An 18091-nucleotide genomic window follows, 5' to 3' on the forward strand; every position below is an offset into this window, starting at 1 on the left:
CCCCAATGATGATTTCCACGATGGGGTCGGGGCCGGATACAACGCCCTGCGGATACTCTGTCTCCGCTGCTTGCCCAGGCTCATCACTGCCCAACAGTTCTCTGCGCCAGCGATACAGCTGAGACGGCAGTATCCCGATTTGCCGTGCGACCGCCGAGACGTTCACACCCGGCTGACAGGCTTGCTCGACCGCAGTCGCCTTGAACTCGTCAGACCAAAACCGCCGCAACTGTCGCGGCGCGCCGTCAAGACGATCGGGCACAGCCTCAATCATCCGCATCAATCCAAGGCTAGCCGCAGGCCCAGACATAGATCCTCACAGTCAGAGAAGTCGCATGTCCGAGATACCCTGCACAGCATCAGCACCGCCAGATGGGGTCTCCTTGCCGCTTACGGTCAAGGACGGGCAGCCGAAACCGTTTGGGGACTCTCCACATCCATTTGAGTATCCAAGACCTCAACTCACTGCACACTCTTGCTGGGATTGATCTGGAGAGTGTCTTCAGCAAGCACGAGGCTTGCTGGCGGCGATCTGTCCTCATCACCAGCAATGACGGCGGATAGATATTCGAGAGCGTTGGAAATTCCGTTCATTGTGTAAGGCTTCTCGATAGCGCCAATTGCGCCCGCGAAGTCCGGCGGCAGCTTTTTGATATTGCCGCTAACGAAAACGTACGGGATGCTCCTTTCAGCCAGCGCTCGCCCAAAATCGATTCCCCTCGGACCGTCCTGCAACTGGATGTCCACAAATGCAAATTCCGGTGGAGACGTTTCCAAAAGTTCCAGTGCTTGAGCGCCACTTGCCGCCTGTCCGACAACCGTATGACCGGCAGCCTCGATCTCCCATTGGAGCTCCATCGCAAGCAACATTTCGTCTTCAACGATCATGACTTTCAAGGCAGTATTTCCTTCTAGCTTTCGACCCGTAAAGTGAGGTCCACGGTTGTGTGCCACCCCTCGCGCTTTCGATCTATCGTGGCACCAACTTGCAGCGCCGATCTGTCAAGAATCAGCCGGCCCAATTCTGAGCTCACCTCATCAGGAGACACGGGTTCTGATATATCCTCCACCCTAATAAGAAGGCGGTCGTTGAAACGCTTGACGACAACATGAATGTCGCCTCCGCTTTCCCTGATCCCACGGCGGAGGGCATCACCGACCAACTCGTTCACGATAAGTGCAAGCGGCGACGCCTTCGCCGCTGGAACAGAAGCCGTCGAAATATCGAGCGTCAGTCGTATATCATCACGCTTTATAGCTCCGAGCAGATCCAAAACGAGCTCATACGCGAAATCAGCCAGATCAAAGCGAGTGACGTCGTTGGTTGTAAAAAGCCTACGCTGGACAGTGCTTATTGCTTCGATTCGGTTGAGCACGGACATCAAGGCATTTTGCTGGCCATGGTCCTTCGTCAACCTTAATTGCATCTTGACGATCGAAGCCATGGTCAGAAGATTGTTTCTGACACGATGATCAACTTCGTGAATCAACACGGTCTTTGCCGCAAGTGCTGCGCGCAAATCGTTTGTGCGATCCCTGACCTCTTCTTCGGCCTGATGACGGGCTGATGCCAGATCCGCTTCCCTGCTTTTGATGTTCGTAAAGTCGAGTTGCGAAGCGAAGAAATAAATAATCCGACCTCGGCGGTCCCAAACGGGGCTGATGAACAATGCATTCCAAAACGAGCTGCCATCCTTCTTATAGTTCAAAATGTCGACGGAGACGCCGCGTCCGCCGGCAAGTGCATCGCGGACGGCAGCGACAGTCTCCCGACTCGTCCCTGGACCTTGCAAAATTCGACAATTGCGCCCGATCAATTCGTCGTTCGAATAGCCCGTTAACCGTTCGAAGGCTCCGTTGCAAAAGATGATCGGATTGTCAGGTTGATTGGGGTCAGTAATAATCATCGGCATACGCGTTGCCTTGAATGCCGCGGCGAAAGGGTCTTCGCTCGAGTGGGCCGCTACAAGCCGTTCACCCGCTTGCCTCGCCTCTTGTTGATCCTGATCTCGGTCCATAATACTCGATCCCTTGCTTAGAGGAGCGAAATTGGGGATAGCCGATTAATTTTAACAGGATTGGCCTTTCGAATGATCGAACAAATCCTCCGATACGTCACTTCGATATATGACTATCTCTAAGATTAATTCTTAGCTCCTATCTAAGACCAAGCTTACATCCGATTCTTTATTCTTTCAAAGCGTCCCTGTATTGACCTTTCGATCAGAATTATTCCGTCTCGACCCAAATACTATCGGCGCTGCCCTCCGTTGAACTCCATAACCGAAATGACTGGAACGAATTATTGTTCCGAACAAACGATTTGACGCCTCCTGAGCACTCGGTCAAACACAATCAGATGCCAGCGAAAGGCCCGAGCAACCTTCCAAGAAACCCCTTAAAGCGGACATGTCCTTCGATAGCGGCCAGGGATATGCACTCACCGTCGCTGCCGATCACTGGGCTATGATCCGTCTCATCATCACCCTCGACGAAGTCACCCGGCTCGTAACGATTATTGCCATCCAAAAACGATCCTTTCAGAACCTGCGTCACCTCAAGATCCGTATGCCCGTGCGCCGGCATGTGCTTATTCGCTTTTACCTTCAGCAGGATCACCTTCGCTTCTGGCGCATGAGGAACGCGAATACGGCTAAGCCTGACTCCCGGCCCTACGGGACGCCAGGGACCAACTTCACAACCAGCTAATGGGCTCGGAAGAATGATGCCGTCGACGGAAGCCTGTGAGCGACGCGGCGCGATATGTCTGGGATTCCCGTCTTGACCCAAACGCGCAAGCGTTTGTTCAAGAGCCCGAGGAGAAAGCGCCTGTGGTTCCGTCCGGATCAGCATCTCCCCGCCAACGGCCTCGAATGTCGCTACACGCCTCTGACAGAAAGGGCAGCCACTCAAATGAGCGGCAACGACGAGTGAAGGACCGGCCGGCAACGTGCCTGCAGCAAAACGCAGGAGTGTCTGATCGCTGGGATGATGCTTGTTCGTCATAATGTTTCTTCCAGCATATCCCTGAGTTTTCCAAGCGCACGCCTGATACGAGACTTCACAGTGCCGAGAGGCAGTTCCAATTCCCTGGCAATTTCAGAGTGAGGACAATCACGGAAAAAGGACAATCTGATGATCTCTTCCTGCTCGGAACTCAGCGCTTGAAGCGCGGCACGAACCTTTTCTTCATCCGCCCTGATAAACAAAATCTCCTCAGGCGTGGGTTCAGCGGCCTGCATGACCTCAGTTCCGTCACCAGACGGCTGATTTGACGACTTTGATTTCCGCTGAAAATCAATCCGCAAGTTGCGGGCTATCGCGAAAATCCATGTCATCGCACTGGCGCGCGCCGGATCGAAATAAGTGGCCTTGCGCCAGACCATAAGCATCGCCTCCTGGGCGATTTCTTCGGCAATTTCAGCCGTCGAGCCCGAGCGCATCATGAACGCCTTGATCCTGGGCGCTGCAAAATTGAAGAGCTCGGCAAAGGCCTGACGATCCTGACGGGTTGCTATCGCCAGAACAAGTTGATTGACCGCTTCGCGCGTCAATGGATCGTGCTCGTGCAAAGTTGTCACCGCCCGTCTCCTTTCGAAGGAGATGATGCTGTTCTGTTTGCCACGGCTATCGATAGGCGGTGCTGAAACATTCATGCGCTTTCTACGATGGGCAATGCCGCTTGGATCCCATGATCCGATCCAGAAAAATCCACGTATCAGATTTGAAGAGCAGGAACAAAGGCTTCGGTTTGGCAAACGCCGTGCAGGAAGCGGGCGAGAAGAGAGATCATGATGCCGCGAAAAACAGTGAACCAAAAGCTTTTGGCGAAGGCCGGCCTCGCGGTGATCCCGGTCATCTTAACCCTTGTCCTCGGACAGTGGGCGACCTTGCCGAACATTGAGGGTTGGTATGCAGGCCTTGCCAAGCCCGCTTTCAATCCACCGAATTGGATCTTTGGACCGGTCTGGACCTTCCTTTATGCATCTATGTCCTTTGCAGTCTGGCGCATATGGATACTTCCAGGTGATCAACCGCAAAAGTCGGCGGCGCTCATTTGCTTTTATCTGCAACTGGCGCTCAATGCCGCATGGTCATGGGCGTTCTTTGGGCTCCATAGCCCGCTGCTTGGGCTTATCAACATCGTTCCGCAATGGATTTTAATCCTCCTCACAATCCTCAAGTTTCGCCTTGTCGACCGAATTGCTGCTCATAGCCTTGCGCCTCTCGCTGTTTGGGTTGCCTTCGCGATAGCGCTCAATTTCGAAATCTGGCAGCTAAATCGCTGAATGTGCAAGCTGTCGCCAATAACGCCGCACATCTGACCCTCAGCCATGTGTAAGAGATCCGAAGAGGCGCGCCGTTATCGATTGCCCACAACCGGCGGCAATGCCTGAGAGGATCGTACCCCAACATAGATCGGCCAGGGTCAGAACAGTCGACCAGTTCTTGAGTGTCGCCTGATTGGTCAAATCATAGGTAGCATAAGCCGTAAAGCCGAGCATCGCCCCGCACACTATCGCAGTCTGGATCGATTCTCCGATCAGCCCCGGGCGAACAGCGAGAAACGTAAGTCCAAGCGCATAAATCAGGTAGAACGCAATGGCAGGCGCGAGCCGGAAGTCAGCTGCAAGCATGTCTGCCATTACAGGCCGGTAAAGACGATCGATCATGCTGCTCAACCAGATAAAATCGATAGCGACGAACATGACCAATGTGACAACATAGGCGACGACATAAGTTTTCACCACATTCTCCATAGCGGCCTTCCTTCGGTCGATCAGCGGATGCGTGTCCAATCGACACCCCTGCAAATCAGGCCGGCAATAACACAGCCCCTCGTGGACATTCGATCACCATCCACTTTCACGGTGATCCTGTAGCTCAAATCACGTTGGGGATCGAAAGCCTCACCGGAATAGACGCCATCTTCACTCGGCTTGATCGTCATCACCAGCTTGTCACCGGCTTTTTCGCTTGGCGTTCCCGGCTTGATCCAAGTATTGGTCGCACAAATGTCCGATCCGCAGGGGGCAACTCTCACTTTGGCATTGCCATCTGCCCGAGCCCATAGGCCCTCGATTCCGGCAGCTTGCGCATTAGTTGCAAGTGCTGCGGCCAGATGAACAACCGCTCCAATCATCACTCTCATGCCTGGATCTCCTTCTAACCGCCGACCTTCATGCGTGCTCAAGTGTATAAAGTCCGACGTCGATGCTCCCCTCCTCAAAGCCGGCTTCGCAATAACAAAGGTAGTAGTGCCAAAGACGACGGAACCGCTCATCAAAGCCGAGGGCGGCAATGGCAGGCCAGCGCGCATGAAAACGAGTGCGCCACTCAAGAAGCGTCCGAGCATAGGATTTGCCGAAATGCTCTCTTGCGGCGAGCCTGAAGCCCGCCTTTTCAACAGCCGCCTCCAATGCGGGATCGGAGGGCAGAAAGCCGCCGGGAAAAACATACTTCTGGATGAAATCGGAACCGCGCCGATATGCATCAAAACGCTTTTCATCAATTGAGATCACCTGCAGCACAGCCTTGCCACCTGGTCTCAAGCAACGTTTCAACGTCGAGAAATAGTCTGGCCAATAGGCCTCGCCGACTGCCTCGAACATTTCGATCGAAACGATCCGATCGAACTGGCCATTAAGATCACGGTAATCTTGCAGGCGCAGGTCCACCAGCTCTGTCACACCGGCATTTGCGGCCGTCTGCCTTGCCCAGGCAAGCTGTGAGGGTGACAAAGTGATACCGGTCACCTTGGCATTGGCACGGGCCGCCATGAATACGCAAAGAGCACCCCAGCCGCAGCCGATCTCCAAAACACTCTGGCTAGGATGGAGTGCAAGATTTTTGATAACTTGCTCAAGCTTTTTTTGCTGGGCGGCTTCGAGAGTATATGTTGGATCGTCAAAAATTCCCGAGGAATACAGCATCGTGGGGTCGAGCCATTGGCTGTAGAAATCGTTGCCGAGATCGTAATGTGCCTCGATATTGCGACGGCTGCCATGCTTCGTATTGGCGTTGAGAAAATGTTTTGCCCTATTGAAGAGCCGCATCGTCGCGCTGCCTTCAATAGCCGGCGCTAACGCTTCGATGTTTTTGGCAGCAAAGCGGATGACTGCGGTCAAATCGGGCGTCGTCCAGTCCTCATTGATGTAACTCTCCGCAAAGCCGATATCTCCCGCAAGGATCAAGCGAGGCAACAGGCGCCAACGCCGCATGTTGATGATAGCCTCCGGCCCTGGTTCAGCGCCGTATTTTTCGACAACCTGCCCTGATGGCAACGAAATCTTCACGTGACCGTAGCGAACGTCGCACAACAAACTCATGAGAAGACGGCTGACAAGACCAAACCTCTCGGTGCTATCGGACGCACGCATCGAAGCGCCGGAGAATTCGTCAAAATGGCTCATGAACTTCAACCTTGGAATTGCGTGTTTTCCCGTCAGCGGGAAATGGGCGAACGAACGAAACAGGGCTTTCAGGAGGAAGGGGGCGTATCCGCAAGCCGATACCTTTCAACCAGATCTTAAGCGCTTCCCAATGGATACCTCCGACAACACGAAGTGTGAGGAAAGGGATCGCAAAAAATGCCCGTAGCAACGCGCGATCCGTAAGCTCGCAACGGCGTGCCAGATGCCTGGCTGTCAGTACCGGCCCATCACAATCGAAAGTCTCGATTCGGATGGAAAGAACATCGGTTGGGGGCAAGACGCGAAACTGGTATCGTAGATCCATGTCCATAAAGGGCGAGACGTAGAAGGCCTTGTCGCATTGCTGAATAATTTGCGATCCGTCGTTCGCCTCGACCGGGATCATGTAGCCATGCCGCTCACCGAACGTATTGTCCACTTCCCAGAGGATGGCTTTGAGCGACGCATCCTTCGAGTAACAGAAGAACACACTGAGTGGATTGAAAGCCCAACCGAACAGTCGGGGCATGGTCAGCAACCGCACTGGACCGCCATCCGGCTCGATGCCGACGCTACGCATACTCCTCTCGACCTGTTTCTTCAGATCGTCCCCTGACCGGTCGCCTCGATCCCTGCGATAGAAGGAGAAAAGGTTGAAACGGTCGATGGAAAGAAGGCGGAGCCGCCGATCGATCCGGTCAAGCTCATCGAGATCGAGCAGCAGAGAATAGATCCTGTAGCTCAGCTTGTGCTGCTTCGGCCTTACACGAGCATGCGTGACCAGGCCGGAAAAGAGTGCAGATTGAAGGTCCGCACTCATGCGGTAACCTCCACGTCCAACGGCAGCTCGGCGAAGCGATCAATTGGCTTGCGCACGATCCGGGAACTTTCCTGCGGCACCTGCCAGGGTCGCCGCAAGCCGCCGAGATCCTCGGCAACCGCAAGGCCCGCCTGAATGCCGTCCTCGTGAAAACCCGCGCCGAAATGCGCGCCGCAGAACCAGGTATTGCGGACACCTTGAAGCGACCAGACTTCCTTCTGTGCGCGATCGGTCAAGAGATCGAAAACGGGATGTTCATATGTCTCACGGCAGATGACGGTTTCCTCCTTCGGCGCCCGTCGCGGATTAAGCGTGACGAAGGTCGACGGTGCCGCTCCCAACGGCTGCAGTTTGTTCATCCAATAGGTGATGGAAGGCTGAATTGGCCCATCCCGCGTATCGGCCACATAGTTCCAACTGGACCAGGCCGCCCGCCGTTTTGGCATCAACGCCACATCGCCATGCAGGACCGCCTCGTTCCGCGAATAGCGGAAGGCGCCCAAAATACGTCTTTCCTCGGTGCTTGCGTCCACAAGCATTCGAAGCGCCTGGTCAGCATGGGTTGCTATCACCACATCGTCGAAGAGGTGATGGCCGCCGGTGCCGTCCTCAAGCTCTACGCGATGTGATCCGCGCCTTATCGACTTTACTGGCGTCGACAACCGGATGCGGTCGAAAAAGCTGCTGGTCATGCGGGCAACATATTCGCGGCTGCCCCCCCTTACAGTGCGCCACACAGGGCGGCCCCATAATTCCAACAGCCCGTGATTACTGCAGAATTTCACGAAATTTGCTGCCGGATAAGCACCGACCTGCATCGCAGGCGTAGACCAGATCGCCGCAGCCATCGGATAGAGATGGTCATCGCGGAAGGCGCAGCTGTAGCCGTTGCGCGAGAGATACTCATCGAGCGAAATGCCGTCCATGTCGGGCAAGTCCCGCGGCGCATTACGGTAGAAGCGCACCAGATCGCGCATCATTGACCAGAAGCGAGGGCTGACGACGTTTGATTTCTGCGCCAAGAGACCGAGCCCTGTACCGCCGGAATATTCATACGTGCCATCGTTGATCGAAACGGCAAAGGACATATTGGAGGTAGCCGTTGGCACATCGAGCGCGCGGAACAAAGCCGTCAGATTGGGATATGTAACCTCGTTGTAGACAATGAAGCCGGTATCGACGGATACAGGACCCGCGGCGCTTTCGAATTTTACCGTATTGCTGTGGCCGCCGAGCCGATCGCTTGCTTCGAAGACGGTCACATCATGGCGCGTTGAGAGCAGCCAAGCTGCCGAAAGTCCCGAAATACCGCTGCCTATGACCGCAATGTTCAGGCGGCGGCCGCCGTTTCGATCGTAGTGACCCATAAAATCCCTCGTCTCCCGCAATAAGCTCTTGGCTTTCGAAACAGATACGGAGGGCGGCGGCGGCTGGTTTCGTAAAAGTTGAGATTTTTTTCGAGCGCTATGAAACCGGTCCCAGAGATCGTCCGTAAATAAGGCGTAACCTCATAGCAGCGCATCAATGCGAGCAACGGATGGATTGGCTTCTTCTGATGATCATCGCAGGCGGCATATCGCTGGCCATGACCGGTGCCTGGATCGCGCAGCGTGTGACCGGCAAGAGCGGCTGGATCGATACCATTTGGTCTGCAGCTGTCGGCTTGGGCGGCATCCCCGCCGCCGTCTCAGCACAAGGTCCGTTCGCTCGCCGGATGACGATAATCCTGGTCGTGACAGCCTGGGCGCTGCGGCTCGCCTGGCATATTGGAGCACGCACCAAAGGCGGTGGCGAAGATCCACGCTATGCCAAACTGATGAAGGACTGGGGCGCCAGTGCCGGCTCGCGCCTCTTTATCTTTCTGCAGGTTCAGGCGCTTGCGGCTTTCGTCCTCGTATTCGCAATCTATCTCGCGGCGATCAATGACAAGGCCTATCCAGCAGTAACGGATTGGCTTGCCGTGTTACTTGCCGCCGCGGCTCTCGCCGGCGAGACAATTTCGGACGCACAGCTCGCCCGATTTCGTCGAAGGCCGGAAGCCAGGAGTGAGGTCTGCGAGTCGGGGCTGTGGCGTTATTCCCGCCATCCCAACTATTTTTTCGAATGGCTGTTCTGGTGCTGCCTTCCGCTATTCGCCGTCACAAGCTCGGCTACGAGTTTTTTATCGTTGCTCGCACCGGCGTTGATGTATTGGCTGTTGGTGCATGTATCCGGAATTCCCCCGTTGGAAGAGCATATGCTTCGCTCGCGCGGCGATAAATTTCGCGCGCTGCGGAAGCGTGTGAACGCCTTCTTCCCAGGCCCACGCAAATCTGAATTCGTTTCCCAGGGAGAATAGCCGATGAATATGCTGGCATTTGCGATCAGCGCTGCAGAGCGCGCGCCACTTACAGACAGTATGACGCTGGCTGGGATAGATTATCTGTGCGCTCGCACCAAACACCGTCTATCGACGACTTCGCAAGATGCTGAAAATATGTTTGTCGAGGCAATGGGCAATTTTCCGATAGCGACGCACACTAATGAGGCCAATCGCCAGCATTATGAAGTCCCGGCGGAGTTCTTCAGCCTGACCCTCGGGCCTCAACGAAAATACTCTTGCTGCCTTTATACGAACCCCCATACGACGCTGGCGGAAGCCGAGGCCTATGCACTTGCCGAAACTGTAGAGCATGCCGAAATCAAGGATGGAAACAGTATCCTGGAACTGGGTTGCGGCTGGGGTTCACTGTCGCTCTATCTTGCACAGCAATTTCCCAATTCGCGAATTACATCGGTTTCAAACTCCGCCTCACAACGCGAATACATTCTCGCCATGGCGCACAAGCACGGTCTCGGCAATCTGACCGTCATCACGGCAGATATGAACGGCTTTACGACCGAGGAACGCTTTGATCGTGTGATCTCAGTCGAGATGTTCGAGCATATGTCCAACTGGCGCACCTTGCTGGAGCGTGTCCGCGGATGGCTCAATCCGCACGGCAAGCTCTTCCTCCATGTCTTCACCCACAAGGACCGCTCCTATCGCTTCAACCACCAGGATCCGGCCGACTGGATTGCCCGTCATTTCTTTACCGGCGGCATCATGCCGGCACATGATCTGCCCCATCGCTTTGCCGACCTGTTTTCAGTCGAACTGGAATGGCGCTGGTCTGGGACGCATTACCGACGAACGGCGCTCAACTGGCTCGCCAACTTCGACCGCGAGATGGATCGCATCCAGCCGATCTTCGCTAAAGTCTATGGCAGGGACAGCACGCTCTGGCAGCGCCGCTGGCGGCTATTTTTTCTGGCCACCGCAGGCCTGTTCGGTCATGATAAGGGTCATGTCTGGGGAGTAGGTCACTATCTTCTGAGGCCGGCGGGATGAGGCAGCCCGCGCTGGATCCAAGGACTGGGGCAACGGTTAGCATCACCTGGGTTATCATAGCCAATAAACCCTTCTATCCATTTTATGTCTGGTGGCTGGTTGGCGATGGCGTAGCAACGTCAGCTATAACGCTCGCCGCGATTCCCTTATTTTTGGCGATCCCATTGATAGCTAGAAAATCGTCGTTCAGTGCCCGGTTGGCGCTGCCAATGATCGGCACGGTCGACACAGTATGCGAATCCATCCTTTTTGGAAGAGCGTCTGCTACGCTCCTATTTCTTGCCCCCTGCATGGCGCTGACACTGGTTTCGTTCCAACCCGATGAGAAATGGTGGCAGCGGGGCCTTGTTTGCTTCATGTTTGTCTGCTTTGCGATATGCTGGTGGAGGCTCGAGGAGCCGGTCTTTCCGTGGGCCAGCGATCAGATCGCAATACTATCGAGCATCAACGTTTTTGCGGTGGCCAGCCTGATGACGCTTATCGGCATACGCTATGCCGGAACATCGCCCGAAAACACGTCTTCCTAACCGAGTTGAGCTTAGGCGTAGCGATAGGGAATTCTTCAACAATCGCCACATTCGACGCTCTTGAAGGTATAGGGACCGACGACCCGGTTGTTACAAAAGCTAACCGTCTGACATTTCCCAGTAACAGATATCGGCTATAGTCACCGAGGCAGGAACCGGAAGCAGACTGATACCCCAAGATCGTCGCTGGTTGCGATGCAAGCTCGGTGGCGTGCTCGGCGAGAAACAGGCCGATTCGCGACGCAATGGCCACAAAACGTCTTCGCGCGGAGATGTAGGTCTTTGCTTGAAAAACACCGGCCTCAAACTTGCAATGGCGACCTCCGTCTGTTGCGCGCCGAATGAGCGTGCCCGTACTCGGTGTCTGATGATCGCGTTTATTGGCCGATGGCGTCCGGCAGGCGCTGTGTATGGCAATTCTGATCGGAACCCGCATTAATCAAGATCTCAAGATCACATTCAGCGCGCTTTCTAAACCGGAAAACAACCAAAATTTGCGGTAGCCACGCATGCGAACCATCTATCCATCCTCACCAACGCGCTCTTTCGTGATCGTAGAAAACAGAGCCGGAAAACCGTGTCAATCAAAATGGATACAGTGGGGAGCTGCGATCGCTGCCCTCTGGAACAAAGATGCCTCGTCAGCGATTAATTGGAACCGTTGCGAACAACCCATCTCTTGCGACGGCCACAGCTGGAGGCATACATGACGGACACCCAAATCGCCCCAAAAAGCACCGTGGTCGAATCCTCAAAGCCACGCCTGCTGGAAATTCTGGGGCCAGGACTTGTCACCGGTGCTTCCGACGACGATCCAAGCGGGATAGCGACCTATTCTCAAGCCGGCGCCCAGTTCGGCTATGCCGCAAGCTGGACCTTAGTTCTGACCTATCCCTTGATGGTAGCTGTGCAGATGATCAGCGCCCGCATTGGCAGAACGACCGGTCGGGGGCTAGCAGGAAGTATTGCCCGTTGCTATCCCGGCGGGGTCGGAATCCTTATCACTGGCCCCCTTCTCATAGCCAACATCATCAACATCGGCGCCGACCTCGGTGCGATGGGAGACGCGACGCGCCTTTTGGTAAACGGCTATTCACTTGTATATGTGGCCGCCTTTGGCTTGATCTGCATCCTATTACAGGTCTTTCTGAAATATAAACGTTACGTCGCGATCCTGAAATGGCTGAGCTTGGCACTACTTTCCTACATCGCAACCCTTTTCGTCGTCCATGTGGATTGGAGGGCCTTCAGTAGTGGATTATTGCTGCCGACACTGAGACCAGACTCCAACTACTGGTCGATGATTGTCGCGATCTTCGGGACGACAATCAGTCCCTATCTGTTTTTCTGGCAGGCATCCCAGGAAGCGGAGGATCTGAAGGAAAAGCCCAAGGAGGAACCGCTTGTCGAGCATCCCCAGGAAGCCAAGCGTGCCAATGAACGTATCACACTCGATACCTTCATTGGTATGGCGGCATCCAACATTGTCGCCCTTGCCATCATCACGACGACGGCGGCGACGCTAAACAATACGGGCGCCACCAATATCGAAAGTTCTGTGGACGCCGCTAAGGCGATCGAACCGTTGGTCGGACATTTTGCAACGATCATATTCGCGACAGGGATTATAGGTACCGGACTACTTGCCGTACCGGTCCTGGCCGGCTCAGCGGCCTACGCGGTTGGAGAGGCAGCCCGCTGGAAAGTCGGACTGTCCCGCGAACCTGGCGAAGCAAGAGCTTTCTACGCCACGGTGGCGCTCGCCACCCTCGTCGGCATGGGCCTCAATTTCACCCCTATACCGCCAATGAAAGCTCTGTTCTGGAGCGCGGTTATCAATGGAATTGTCGCCGTACCGGTAATGGTCATCTTGATGCTAATTGCCTGTAATCAAGCTGTGATGGAGCAGTTTGCCATTCGAGGCACCCTAAAATTCTTCGGTTGGGCATCCTGTGCGGCGATGTTTGCGGCCGTTGCCGGCATGGTCGCGACGGCCTTTATGTAGAGGAGCACAGAAGCTCGGTGTTTGTCGGTTGTGACGTTATCGACAAACACCAAGGCCTGATTGGCCACGGCCCTTTCCTGACTAGAGTTGCTATTCACCAGCTGCATTCCACAGTCGCTTGAAACGAAGGTCCTCGAACTCTTCAGCCACCAGAATCTCGGTCCTGCACCTGCCATCTAAGGGTACAGTGGAACGACGAGAATATTTCTTGTCTGTCTCATTGCGAACAGTTCAATGAACCGTGGAACGCTGATGAGCCTTGTAGGTCTGAGGTATCGCATCTTGCGGAACTGGAGAGAGATTTGGACCTACGCAACGTCCTTTTTGGGCGCCGCCTCGCCAATCGAGAACATGAAGATGAGAGGCTGGGCTGGATCGAGGGGGTTCCAGCAATGGGCCTCGACGGGCTTGGATCGTCATCGTATGGGCCTGAAGTCGCCCTAATCGGAAACGGCGTCGCGCAGGTTGGCGCCTTTGTCTCTGACGGCAGCTATCTACTCAGCGTGATCCCGGCCACGGGACTATGGGTTGATGCGAACTTCAAGGAAGACCAGCTGGGCGTGATCAAGGTCGGCCAGACGGTCGATGTCGTCACCGATATCTATCCCGGGCATGCACTACAGGGTCGCGTCAGCAGCATTGCGCCGGCGACCGGGGCAACCTTCAGCGTCATCCCGCCGGAAAACGCAACCGGCAACTTTACAAAGATCGTCCAGCGCGTGCCCGTTCGCGTCGCCTTGAATGACGACGCTTCGTGGGCTCGGACGTTGCGTCCGGGCCTGTCGACGACCGTTACGGTCGATACCCACCCCTGATAGGAGCCGGTCGTGACAACAGCCACCGCATCGGCTTCCGCTCCGGCTGAGACCAGCTGGATCAGGAGCCTCCTGCCCTTCGTGGTGATGTGCTTCGGCATGTTCATCGCGCTCCTCGACATCCAGATCGTCGCCTCGTCGCCGCAGGATATCGGCGGCGGTCTCTCTGCATCCCAGGACGAGATCAGCTGGGTGCAGACCGCCTATTTGATCGCCGAAATCTGCGTCATCCCACTCTCCGGCTGGCTGACCCGTGTCTTCTCCACGCGCTGGCTGTTCACCATATCTGCTGCCGGTTTCACGCTCAGCAGCATGCTGTGCGGGATCGCCTGGAATATCGAGAGCATGATCATGTTTCGGCCGTTACAGGGCCTGCTCGGTGCCTCGATGATACCGACGGTATTCACCTCGTCGTTCCATTATTTCCAGGGGCCGCGGCGCGTCTATTCAGCCGCCATCATCGGAACGATCGCCTCGGTCGCACCGACGCTCGGATCTGTAATCGGCGGCTGGATCACTGATACGTGGAACTGGCATCGGCTTTTTTATGTCAATATCGTCCCTGGCCTTATCATTACAATATTGGTGCCGCTGCTGGTTAAGATCGATGAACCTGATCTCAAGCTCCTGAGGGATGCCGATTATCCAGGCATCATCCTCATGGCCATCTCGCTCGGCACGCTCGAATATGTGCTCGAAGAAGGTACGCGCGCCAACTGGTTTGATGACAGCACGATCCGCAACACAACCACCATCGTGGCCATCGCAGGCGTCTTTTTCTTCATCCGCAGTCTAACCTTTTCGCGGCCTGTCGTCGACCTCAGAGCCTTCGGCAATCGCAACTTTGCAATCGGTTGCGTGCTGTCCTTCATCACAGGCACCGGCATCTTCTCGACGATCTATCTGACGCCCCTGTTCCTCGGCTATGTCCGCGGCTTCGATGCATGGCAAATCGGCGTTGCCGTCTTCTCGACCGGTGCGGCTTCGACGCTCGGTGTCCCGGTCCAGATATTCCTTGCCAAGCGTTTCGATACGCGCTGGTTGATGATGTTTGGCCTGGCATCCTTTGGCGCTGCGATGTGGGGCTTCAGCTATATCACCAATGACTGGGGCGGCGACGAGCTCTTCTGGCCTCAGGTCTTTCGTGGCTTCCCGCAAGTCTTCGCGGTTGCCCCTGCCGTCACTCTAGGGCTCGGGAGCCTAGCACCGGAGCGGCTGAAATATGCGAGCGGGCTCTTCAACATGATGCGCAATCTCGGCGGCGCCGTCGGCGTTGCCGTCTGCGCAGCGATCATCAACGATCGCACCAACATGCATTTCACCGCGATCGCTTCCAATCTGACCCCTGCAAATGGCGCCATGGAACGTCTGGTCGGGGGCGTTGCCAGCCGCTATGGCGAGATGCCGGGCAGCCTCGACGACGGCCATATCGCCGCATTGAAGCAGCTCTTCAAGCTCGCTTATCGCGAAGTATCGACCATGGCCTATGCGGATGCCTTCGAGGTCATCATGATCGCTTTCATCATTGCAACCGCTCTCGTTCCCCTGATGAAGAACGTCACACCACCAAAGGGCGCTTCCCCGTCCAGTGGACATTGATCGAAAGCGGTTCATGCAGAGCTGTGAGGAGCCGTTCATCATGGAAGATTTCCATCTACAAGGATCATCTCGGACGTCCGATCCTTGCCGTAACGGGGAGCGTCAGAGCGTTTTCGCCGCGCTCCCGACAGCACGCCCTACCGCTGGGAATTCGGCCGCGGTTGTCATCCTGGAAAACGGGTGAGCGGTGTGCGCCGGCTTCGGAACACCCAGAGCGGAGATCTCGTCTCGGTTCGCAGGGCCTGAACCGACGCGGCGGATATCTGATACTATCGGAGTAGACCTTGGCCGCCATCGACCCAGATCGGCGAGCCAGTGATATGCCGAGACTTATCGGATGCGAGGAAGACTATGAGGTCGGCGACGTCTTCACTGCGGCCCGGGCGCCCTCCGGTAATGGGTACCTGCCCCTCGGGCCAGACGACAGGTATCGACGTTTCGTCTTCCCTTCGGAGTTTGGTGTTAGCTTCGATGTTCGTCTCGATTTCACCTGGACACACGGCGTTGACACGAATGTGAAGACGGGCAAGTTCGAGAGCGAGCTGCTGCACCATCGCGACCTGCCCTGCTTTCGTGGCCGTATAGGCTGTCGCGCCCGGTGTGGTGAACGTTCTCGTCCCGTTGATGGACGATACAACGATGATGGATCCTCCGCCCGATCGCTTCAGCTCGGGCACGGTCGCGCGGATCGTCAGGAAGGTGCCAGTCAGGTTGACCGAAATCGTGTCGTTCCATTCCGAAAGCTTCAGATCGTCGATGGGCGCCCATACGCCATTAATGCCGGCATTGGCGACTACAACATCGAGGCGGCCATACTGCTTAACGAGCTGATCCACAGCTGCATCCATCTGCCCCTCATCCGATATGTCCGCCAGCAGGGAGATAGCTTGTCCTCCGTTCGCCAAGATTTCCTCCACCGTGGTGGAGATCTCTCCGGGCGTACGCCCGAGCACTCCGATTTTGTATCCCTCTCTGGCCAGACCTAACGCAGCCGCTTTTCCGATTCCGGATCCCGCTCCAGTGACAAGGGCGACGGCTGGCTTCATGGCGAACTCCGAGCTGTTGAGTAGCAGTAGAACTTGTGGATCGGCTTGAAGTTCCGCCGAACGGAGCTTCTGTAGGGTGCGGGACGTTGTTTAGAACCATGTTGACTGAGCGCCGGCGACGTAGAATGTTCACAGGGCACACGCGGGAAGATCTCAATCGCCGCACATTGCTCGGTACGCCGCCATTGCTGACCTTCGATGAACCCCTGAAAGGCCTGGATCCACTCGCCGCTTGGGAGATGAAGTCGCTGTTGGTGGAGCTCGCCGCAAGCGGAAGACATGCGATCCTCATCTCCACGCACGACGTGGAAACCATACCTCGCCTTTGCAATCGAGCCGTGTTCCTTGCCGAGGGCAAAGTTGTACGATTATGGGAGGGTGATGATGTTACCAAACTGCGGGTGACACGCGGCGCTTTCGAGGAGTGCCCGATCAGCACGCTTAAGGCTTAACTGGAGGCGTGAAACGGGGAGTGGCCCGGCGCGCCTTTCCGTGCCAGATAACAAAGCTAGTGCAGCGTGCCGCTGATGATCATCTTCGAGACGAACGCTGACAGGAGCTTCTGATCGAAATGCCCGGGAGAATTCATCATCATATCGATGGCTTCAGGCTGTGAGAATGCCGGCTTGTAGGGGCGGATGGTTGTCAGCACCTCGTAGACGTCGCAAATGGCGGCAACGCGCGCGACATATGGGATCTTCCTGCCCGATAAGCGATCGGGATAACCTCCGCCATCGTAGCGCTCATGATGGAAACGGCAGATATCAAGGACCTCGGCCGGCGCCGACCCTGCTTTCCTCACCATCTCGTAGCCCTTTTGCGGATGGGCGCGAACAAGATCCATCTCCTCGGCGGTCAGTTTGCCTGGCTTGTTCAGAATGTCATCGGGAATGGCCATCTTTCCGAGATCGTGGACGAGGCCGCCTAGACCGAGAACACGGACATCTTCTTGCCTGTGGCCGAGACCCCGCCCGAATGCGATCATTAAAGCGCTGACGGCGAGCGAGTGAAGAAACGTGATCTCGTCCTTCTCCTTGAGCTTGGCGACAGCAATCAGCGCGCCGGTGTTGTCGAGCGTCTCCAACATGATGCGCTCCACGGCAGTGCTGGCAGCCTCGTCTGCGAAACTACCCTTCACGCGAGCATCCTCCAGCATATGGCGAAGATGCGGTGCGACATCATGGATCGACTGTCTTGCGCGGCTGATCTCGCTCTTTGAGAATGCGTTCAGCAGCTGCGCCTCGAAGCTCTCCGGTCCGTTGCGTTGCGGCATGCCTGCGACATCTGCGCCCTTCGTGATATCGATAACGACGCTTCTGACATGTTCATTGGCAAGCCTTCTCACCTCATCGCGTCTTGAGACCAGAAAAGGCTTGAAGCGCGCAGCACCGACCTCGGTCGCGAATTCCATGTCGTTGATGAACATGCCGACCCGGAGCTGGTTCAATGGGATGCGTTTGAGCATTTATGATCTTCCTGAAACTCTTGCATTATCG

The 18091-nt window shown here is 55.8% G+C and carries 20 protein-coding genes; 8 read left to right on the forward strand and 12 right to left on the reverse strand.

Annotated elements, in window-relative coordinates; all coding sequences use genetic code 11:
* From PH552_RS30135 to PH552_RS30155, 5 genes are all read right to left on the reverse strand, one after another.
* The coding region (locus tag PH552_RS30135) for a transposase (RefSeq protein WP_285166505.1) at positions 1-274 on the reverse strand (274 nt) is incomplete at its 3' end.
* Between the two features lie 188 nt (positions 275-462).
* Positions 463-897 carry a response regulator gene (locus PH552_RS30140; protein ID WP_112342991.1) on the reverse strand — a complete coding sequence of 145 codons (435 nt, stop codon included), beginning with the start codon at positions 895-897 and terminating at the stop codon, positions 463-465.
* A gap of 14 nt (positions 898-911) precedes the next feature.
* Positions 912-2021 (reverse strand): PAS domain-containing protein, encoded by a 1110-nt coding sequence (locus PH552_RS30145; RefSeq protein ID WP_483315516.1) that lies wholly within the window; start codon positions 2019-2021, stop codon positions 912-914.
* Positions 2022-2355: 334 nt separating this feature from the next.
* Positions 2356-3006 (reverse strand): ChrR family anti-sigma-E factor, encoded by a 651-nt coding sequence (locus PH552_RS30150; RefSeq protein WP_112342993.1) that lies wholly within the window; start codon positions 3004-3006, stop codon positions 2356-2358.
* Entirely contained in the window at positions 3003-3656 is a 654-nt protein-coding gene (locus tag PH552_RS30155) for a sigma-70 family RNA polymerase sigma factor (RefSeq protein WP_112342994.1), read from the reverse strand. Before PH552_RS30155 ends, PH552_RS30150 begins: the two co-directional genes overlap by 4 nt.
* A gap of 135 nt (positions 3657-3791) precedes the next feature.
* Here PH552_RS30155 and PH552_RS30160 point away from each other — a divergent pair, with 135 nt between their 5' ends.
* Positions 3792-4289 carry a TspO/MBR family protein gene (locus PH552_RS30160; RefSeq protein ID WP_245430390.1) on the forward strand — a complete coding sequence of 166 codons (498 nt, stop codon included), beginning with the start codon at positions 3792-3794 and terminating at the stop codon, positions 4287-4289.
* Positions 4290-4328: 39 nt separating this feature from the next.
* On the opposite strand, the gene PH552_RS30165 is transcribed toward PH552_RS30160, so the two are convergent.
* The 5 genes from PH552_RS30165 to PH552_RS30185 are packed head-to-tail and all read right to left on the reverse strand — an operon-like array spanning position 4329 to position 8600.
* On the reverse strand, positions 4329-4748 hold the full coding sequence (locus tag PH552_RS30165) for a DUF2177 family protein (protein ID WP_162736995.1): 420 nt from the start codon (positions 4746-4748) through the stop codon (positions 4329-4331).
* Positions 4749-4780: 32 nt separating this feature from the next.
* Entirely contained in the window at positions 4781-5152 is a 372-nt protein-coding gene (locus tag PH552_RS30170) for a DUF2147 domain-containing protein (protein WP_112342996.1), read from the reverse strand.
* Between the two features lie 28 nt (positions 5153-5180).
* Positions 5181-6413: an SAM-dependent methyltransferase gene (locus tag PH552_RS30175; RefSeq protein WP_112342997.1), complete on the reverse strand. Its 1233-nt coding sequence runs from the start codon at positions 6411-6413 to the stop codon at positions 5181-5183.
* Positions 6400-7233, reverse strand: coding sequence for a DUF1365 domain-containing protein (locus PH552_RS30180; protein ID WP_112342998.1), 834 nt, complete (start codon positions 7231-7233; stop codon positions 6400-6402). Before PH552_RS30180 ends, PH552_RS30175 begins: the two co-directional genes overlap by 14 nt.
* Positions 7230-8600 (reverse strand): NAD(P)/FAD-dependent oxidoreductase, encoded by a 1371-nt coding sequence (locus tag PH552_RS30185; RefSeq protein ID WP_112342999.1) that lies wholly within the window; start codon positions 8598-8600, stop codon positions 7230-7232. Before PH552_RS30185 ends, PH552_RS30180 begins: the two co-directional genes overlap by 4 nt.
* 170 nt (positions 8601-8770) lie before the next feature.
* On the opposite strand from PH552_RS30185, the gene PH552_RS30190 reads away from it, so the two are divergent.
* From PH552_RS30190 to PH552_RS30215, 6 genes are all read left to right on the forward strand, one after another.
* Positions 8771-9571: a DUF1295 domain-containing protein gene (locus PH552_RS30190; RefSeq protein WP_112343000.1), complete on the forward strand. Its 801-nt coding sequence runs from the start codon at positions 8771-8773 to the stop codon at positions 9569-9571.
* A 3-nt stretch (positions 9572-9574) separates the two neighbouring features.
* Entirely contained in the window at positions 9575-10603 is a 1029-nt protein-coding gene (locus tag PH552_RS30195; RefSeq protein WP_112343001.1) for an SAM-dependent methyltransferase, read from the forward strand.
* On the forward strand, positions 10600-11130 hold the full coding sequence (locus PH552_RS30200) for a hypothetical protein (protein ID WP_112343002.1): 531 nt from the start codon (positions 10600-10602) through the stop codon (positions 11128-11130). The genes PH552_RS30195 and PH552_RS30200 overlap by 4 nt, the downstream gene beginning before the upstream one ends.
* Positions 11131-11836: 706 nt before the next feature.
* The gene (locus PH552_RS30205) at positions 11837-13135 is read left to right on the forward strand and encodes an NRAMP family divalent metal transporter (RefSeq protein ID WP_112343003.1); all 1299 of its coding nucleotides are present in this window, start codon (positions 11837-11839) and stop codon (positions 13133-13135) included.
* Between the two features lie 302 nt (positions 13136-13437).
* Positions 13438-13950: an HlyD family secretion protein gene (locus PH552_RS30210; RefSeq protein ID WP_285166506.1), complete on the forward strand. Its 513-nt coding sequence runs from the start codon at positions 13438-13440 to the stop codon at positions 13948-13950.
* A 12-nt stretch (positions 13951-13962) separates the two neighbouring features.
* The gene (locus PH552_RS30215) at positions 13963-15549 is read left to right on the forward strand and encodes a DHA2 family efflux MFS transporter permease subunit (protein ID WP_285166507.1); all 1587 of its coding nucleotides are present in this window, start codon (positions 13963-13965) and stop codon (positions 15547-15549) included.
* 269 nt (positions 15550-15818) lie between these two features.
* On the opposite strand, the gene PH552_RS30220 is transcribed toward PH552_RS30215, so the two are convergent.
* Positions 15819-16595, reverse strand: coding sequence for an SDR family oxidoreductase (locus tag PH552_RS30220; protein ID WP_112343005.1), 777 nt, complete (start codon positions 16593-16595; stop codon positions 15819-15821).
* Positions 16596-16720: 125 nt separating this feature from the next.
* On the opposite strand from PH552_RS30220, the gene PH552_RS30225 reads away from it, so the two are divergent.
* Positions 16721-17047 (forward strand): P-loop NTPase family protein, encoded by a 327-nt coding sequence (locus tag PH552_RS30225; RefSeq protein ID WP_112343006.1) that lies wholly within the window; start codon positions 16721-16723, stop codon positions 17045-17047.
* 56 nt (positions 17048-17103) lie between these two features.
* On the opposite strand, the gene PH552_RS30230 is transcribed toward PH552_RS30225, so the two are convergent.
* A complete protein-coding gene (locus tag PH552_RS30230; protein WP_112343007.1) occupies positions 17104-18060 on the reverse strand; it encodes an HD-GYP domain-containing protein in 957 nt (318 codons plus the stop codon).
* Positions 18061-18091 lie beyond the last annotated feature (31 nt).

Origin of the sequence: Rhizobium aureum, from assembly GCF_030182495.1 — a bacterium.
In the GTDB taxonomy this organism is placed as follows: domain Bacteria; phylum Pseudomonadota; class Alphaproteobacteria; order Rhizobiales; family Rhizobiaceae; genus Rhizobium; species Rhizobium tropici_C.

Excerpts from the sequence above, each read along its gene's own strand:
- PH552_RS30225 (WP_112343006.1), top strand. The coding sequence starts at position 16,721 with ATGTTCACAGGGCACACGCGGGAAGATCTCAATCGCCGCACATTGCTC.
- PH552_RS30205 (WP_112343003.1), top strand. The coding sequence starts at position 11,837 with ATGACGGACACCCAAATCGCCCCAAAAAGCACCGTGGTCGAATCCTCA.
- PH552_RS30185 (WP_112342999.1), bottom strand. The coding sequence starts at position 8,600 with ATGGGTCACTACGATCGAAACGGCGGCCGCCGCCTGAACATTGCGGTC.
- PH552_RS30175 (WP_112342997.1), bottom strand. The coding sequence starts at position 6,413 with ATGAGCCATTTTGACGAATTCTCCGGCGCTTCGATGCGTGCGTCCGAT.
- PH552_RS30180 (WP_112342998.1), bottom strand. The coding sequence starts at position 7,233 with ATGAGTGCGGACCTTCAATCTGCACTCTTTTCCGGCCTGGTCACGCAT.
- PH552_RS30190 (WP_112343000.1), top strand. The coding sequence starts at position 8,771 with ATGGATTGGCTTCTTCTGATGATCATCGCAGGCGGCATATCGCTGGCC.
- PH552_RS30160 (WP_245430390.1), top strand. The coding sequence starts at position 3,792 with ATGATGCCGCGAAAAACAGTGAACCAAAAGCTTTTGGCGAAGGCCGGC.
- PH552_RS30220 (WP_112343005.1), bottom strand. The coding sequence starts at position 16,595 with ATGAAGCCAGCCGTCGCCCTTGTCACTGGAGCGGGATCCGGAATCGGA.
- PH552_RS30155 (WP_112342994.1), bottom strand. The coding sequence starts at position 3,656 with ATGAATGTTTCAGCACCGCCTATCGATAGCCGTGGCAAACAGAACAGC.
- PH552_RS30200 (WP_112343002.1), top strand. The coding sequence starts at position 10,600 with ATGAGGCAGCCCGCGCTGGATCCAAGGACTGGGGCAACGGTTAGCATC.
- PH552_RS30230 (WP_112343007.1), bottom strand. The coding sequence starts at position 18,060 with ATGCTCAAACGCATCCCATTGAACCAGCTCCGGGTCGGCATGTTCATC.
- PH552_RS30195 (WP_112343001.1), top strand. The coding sequence starts at position 9,575 with ATGAATATGCTGGCATTTGCGATCAGCGCTGCAGAGCGCGCGCCACTT.
- PH552_RS30170 (WP_112342996.1), bottom strand. The coding sequence starts at position 5,152 with ATGAGAGTGATGATTGGAGCGGTTGTTCATCTGGCCGCAGCACTTGCA.
- PH552_RS30150 (WP_112342993.1), bottom strand. The coding sequence starts at position 3,006 with ATGACGAACAAGCATCATCCCAGCGATCAGACACTCCTGCGTTTTGCT.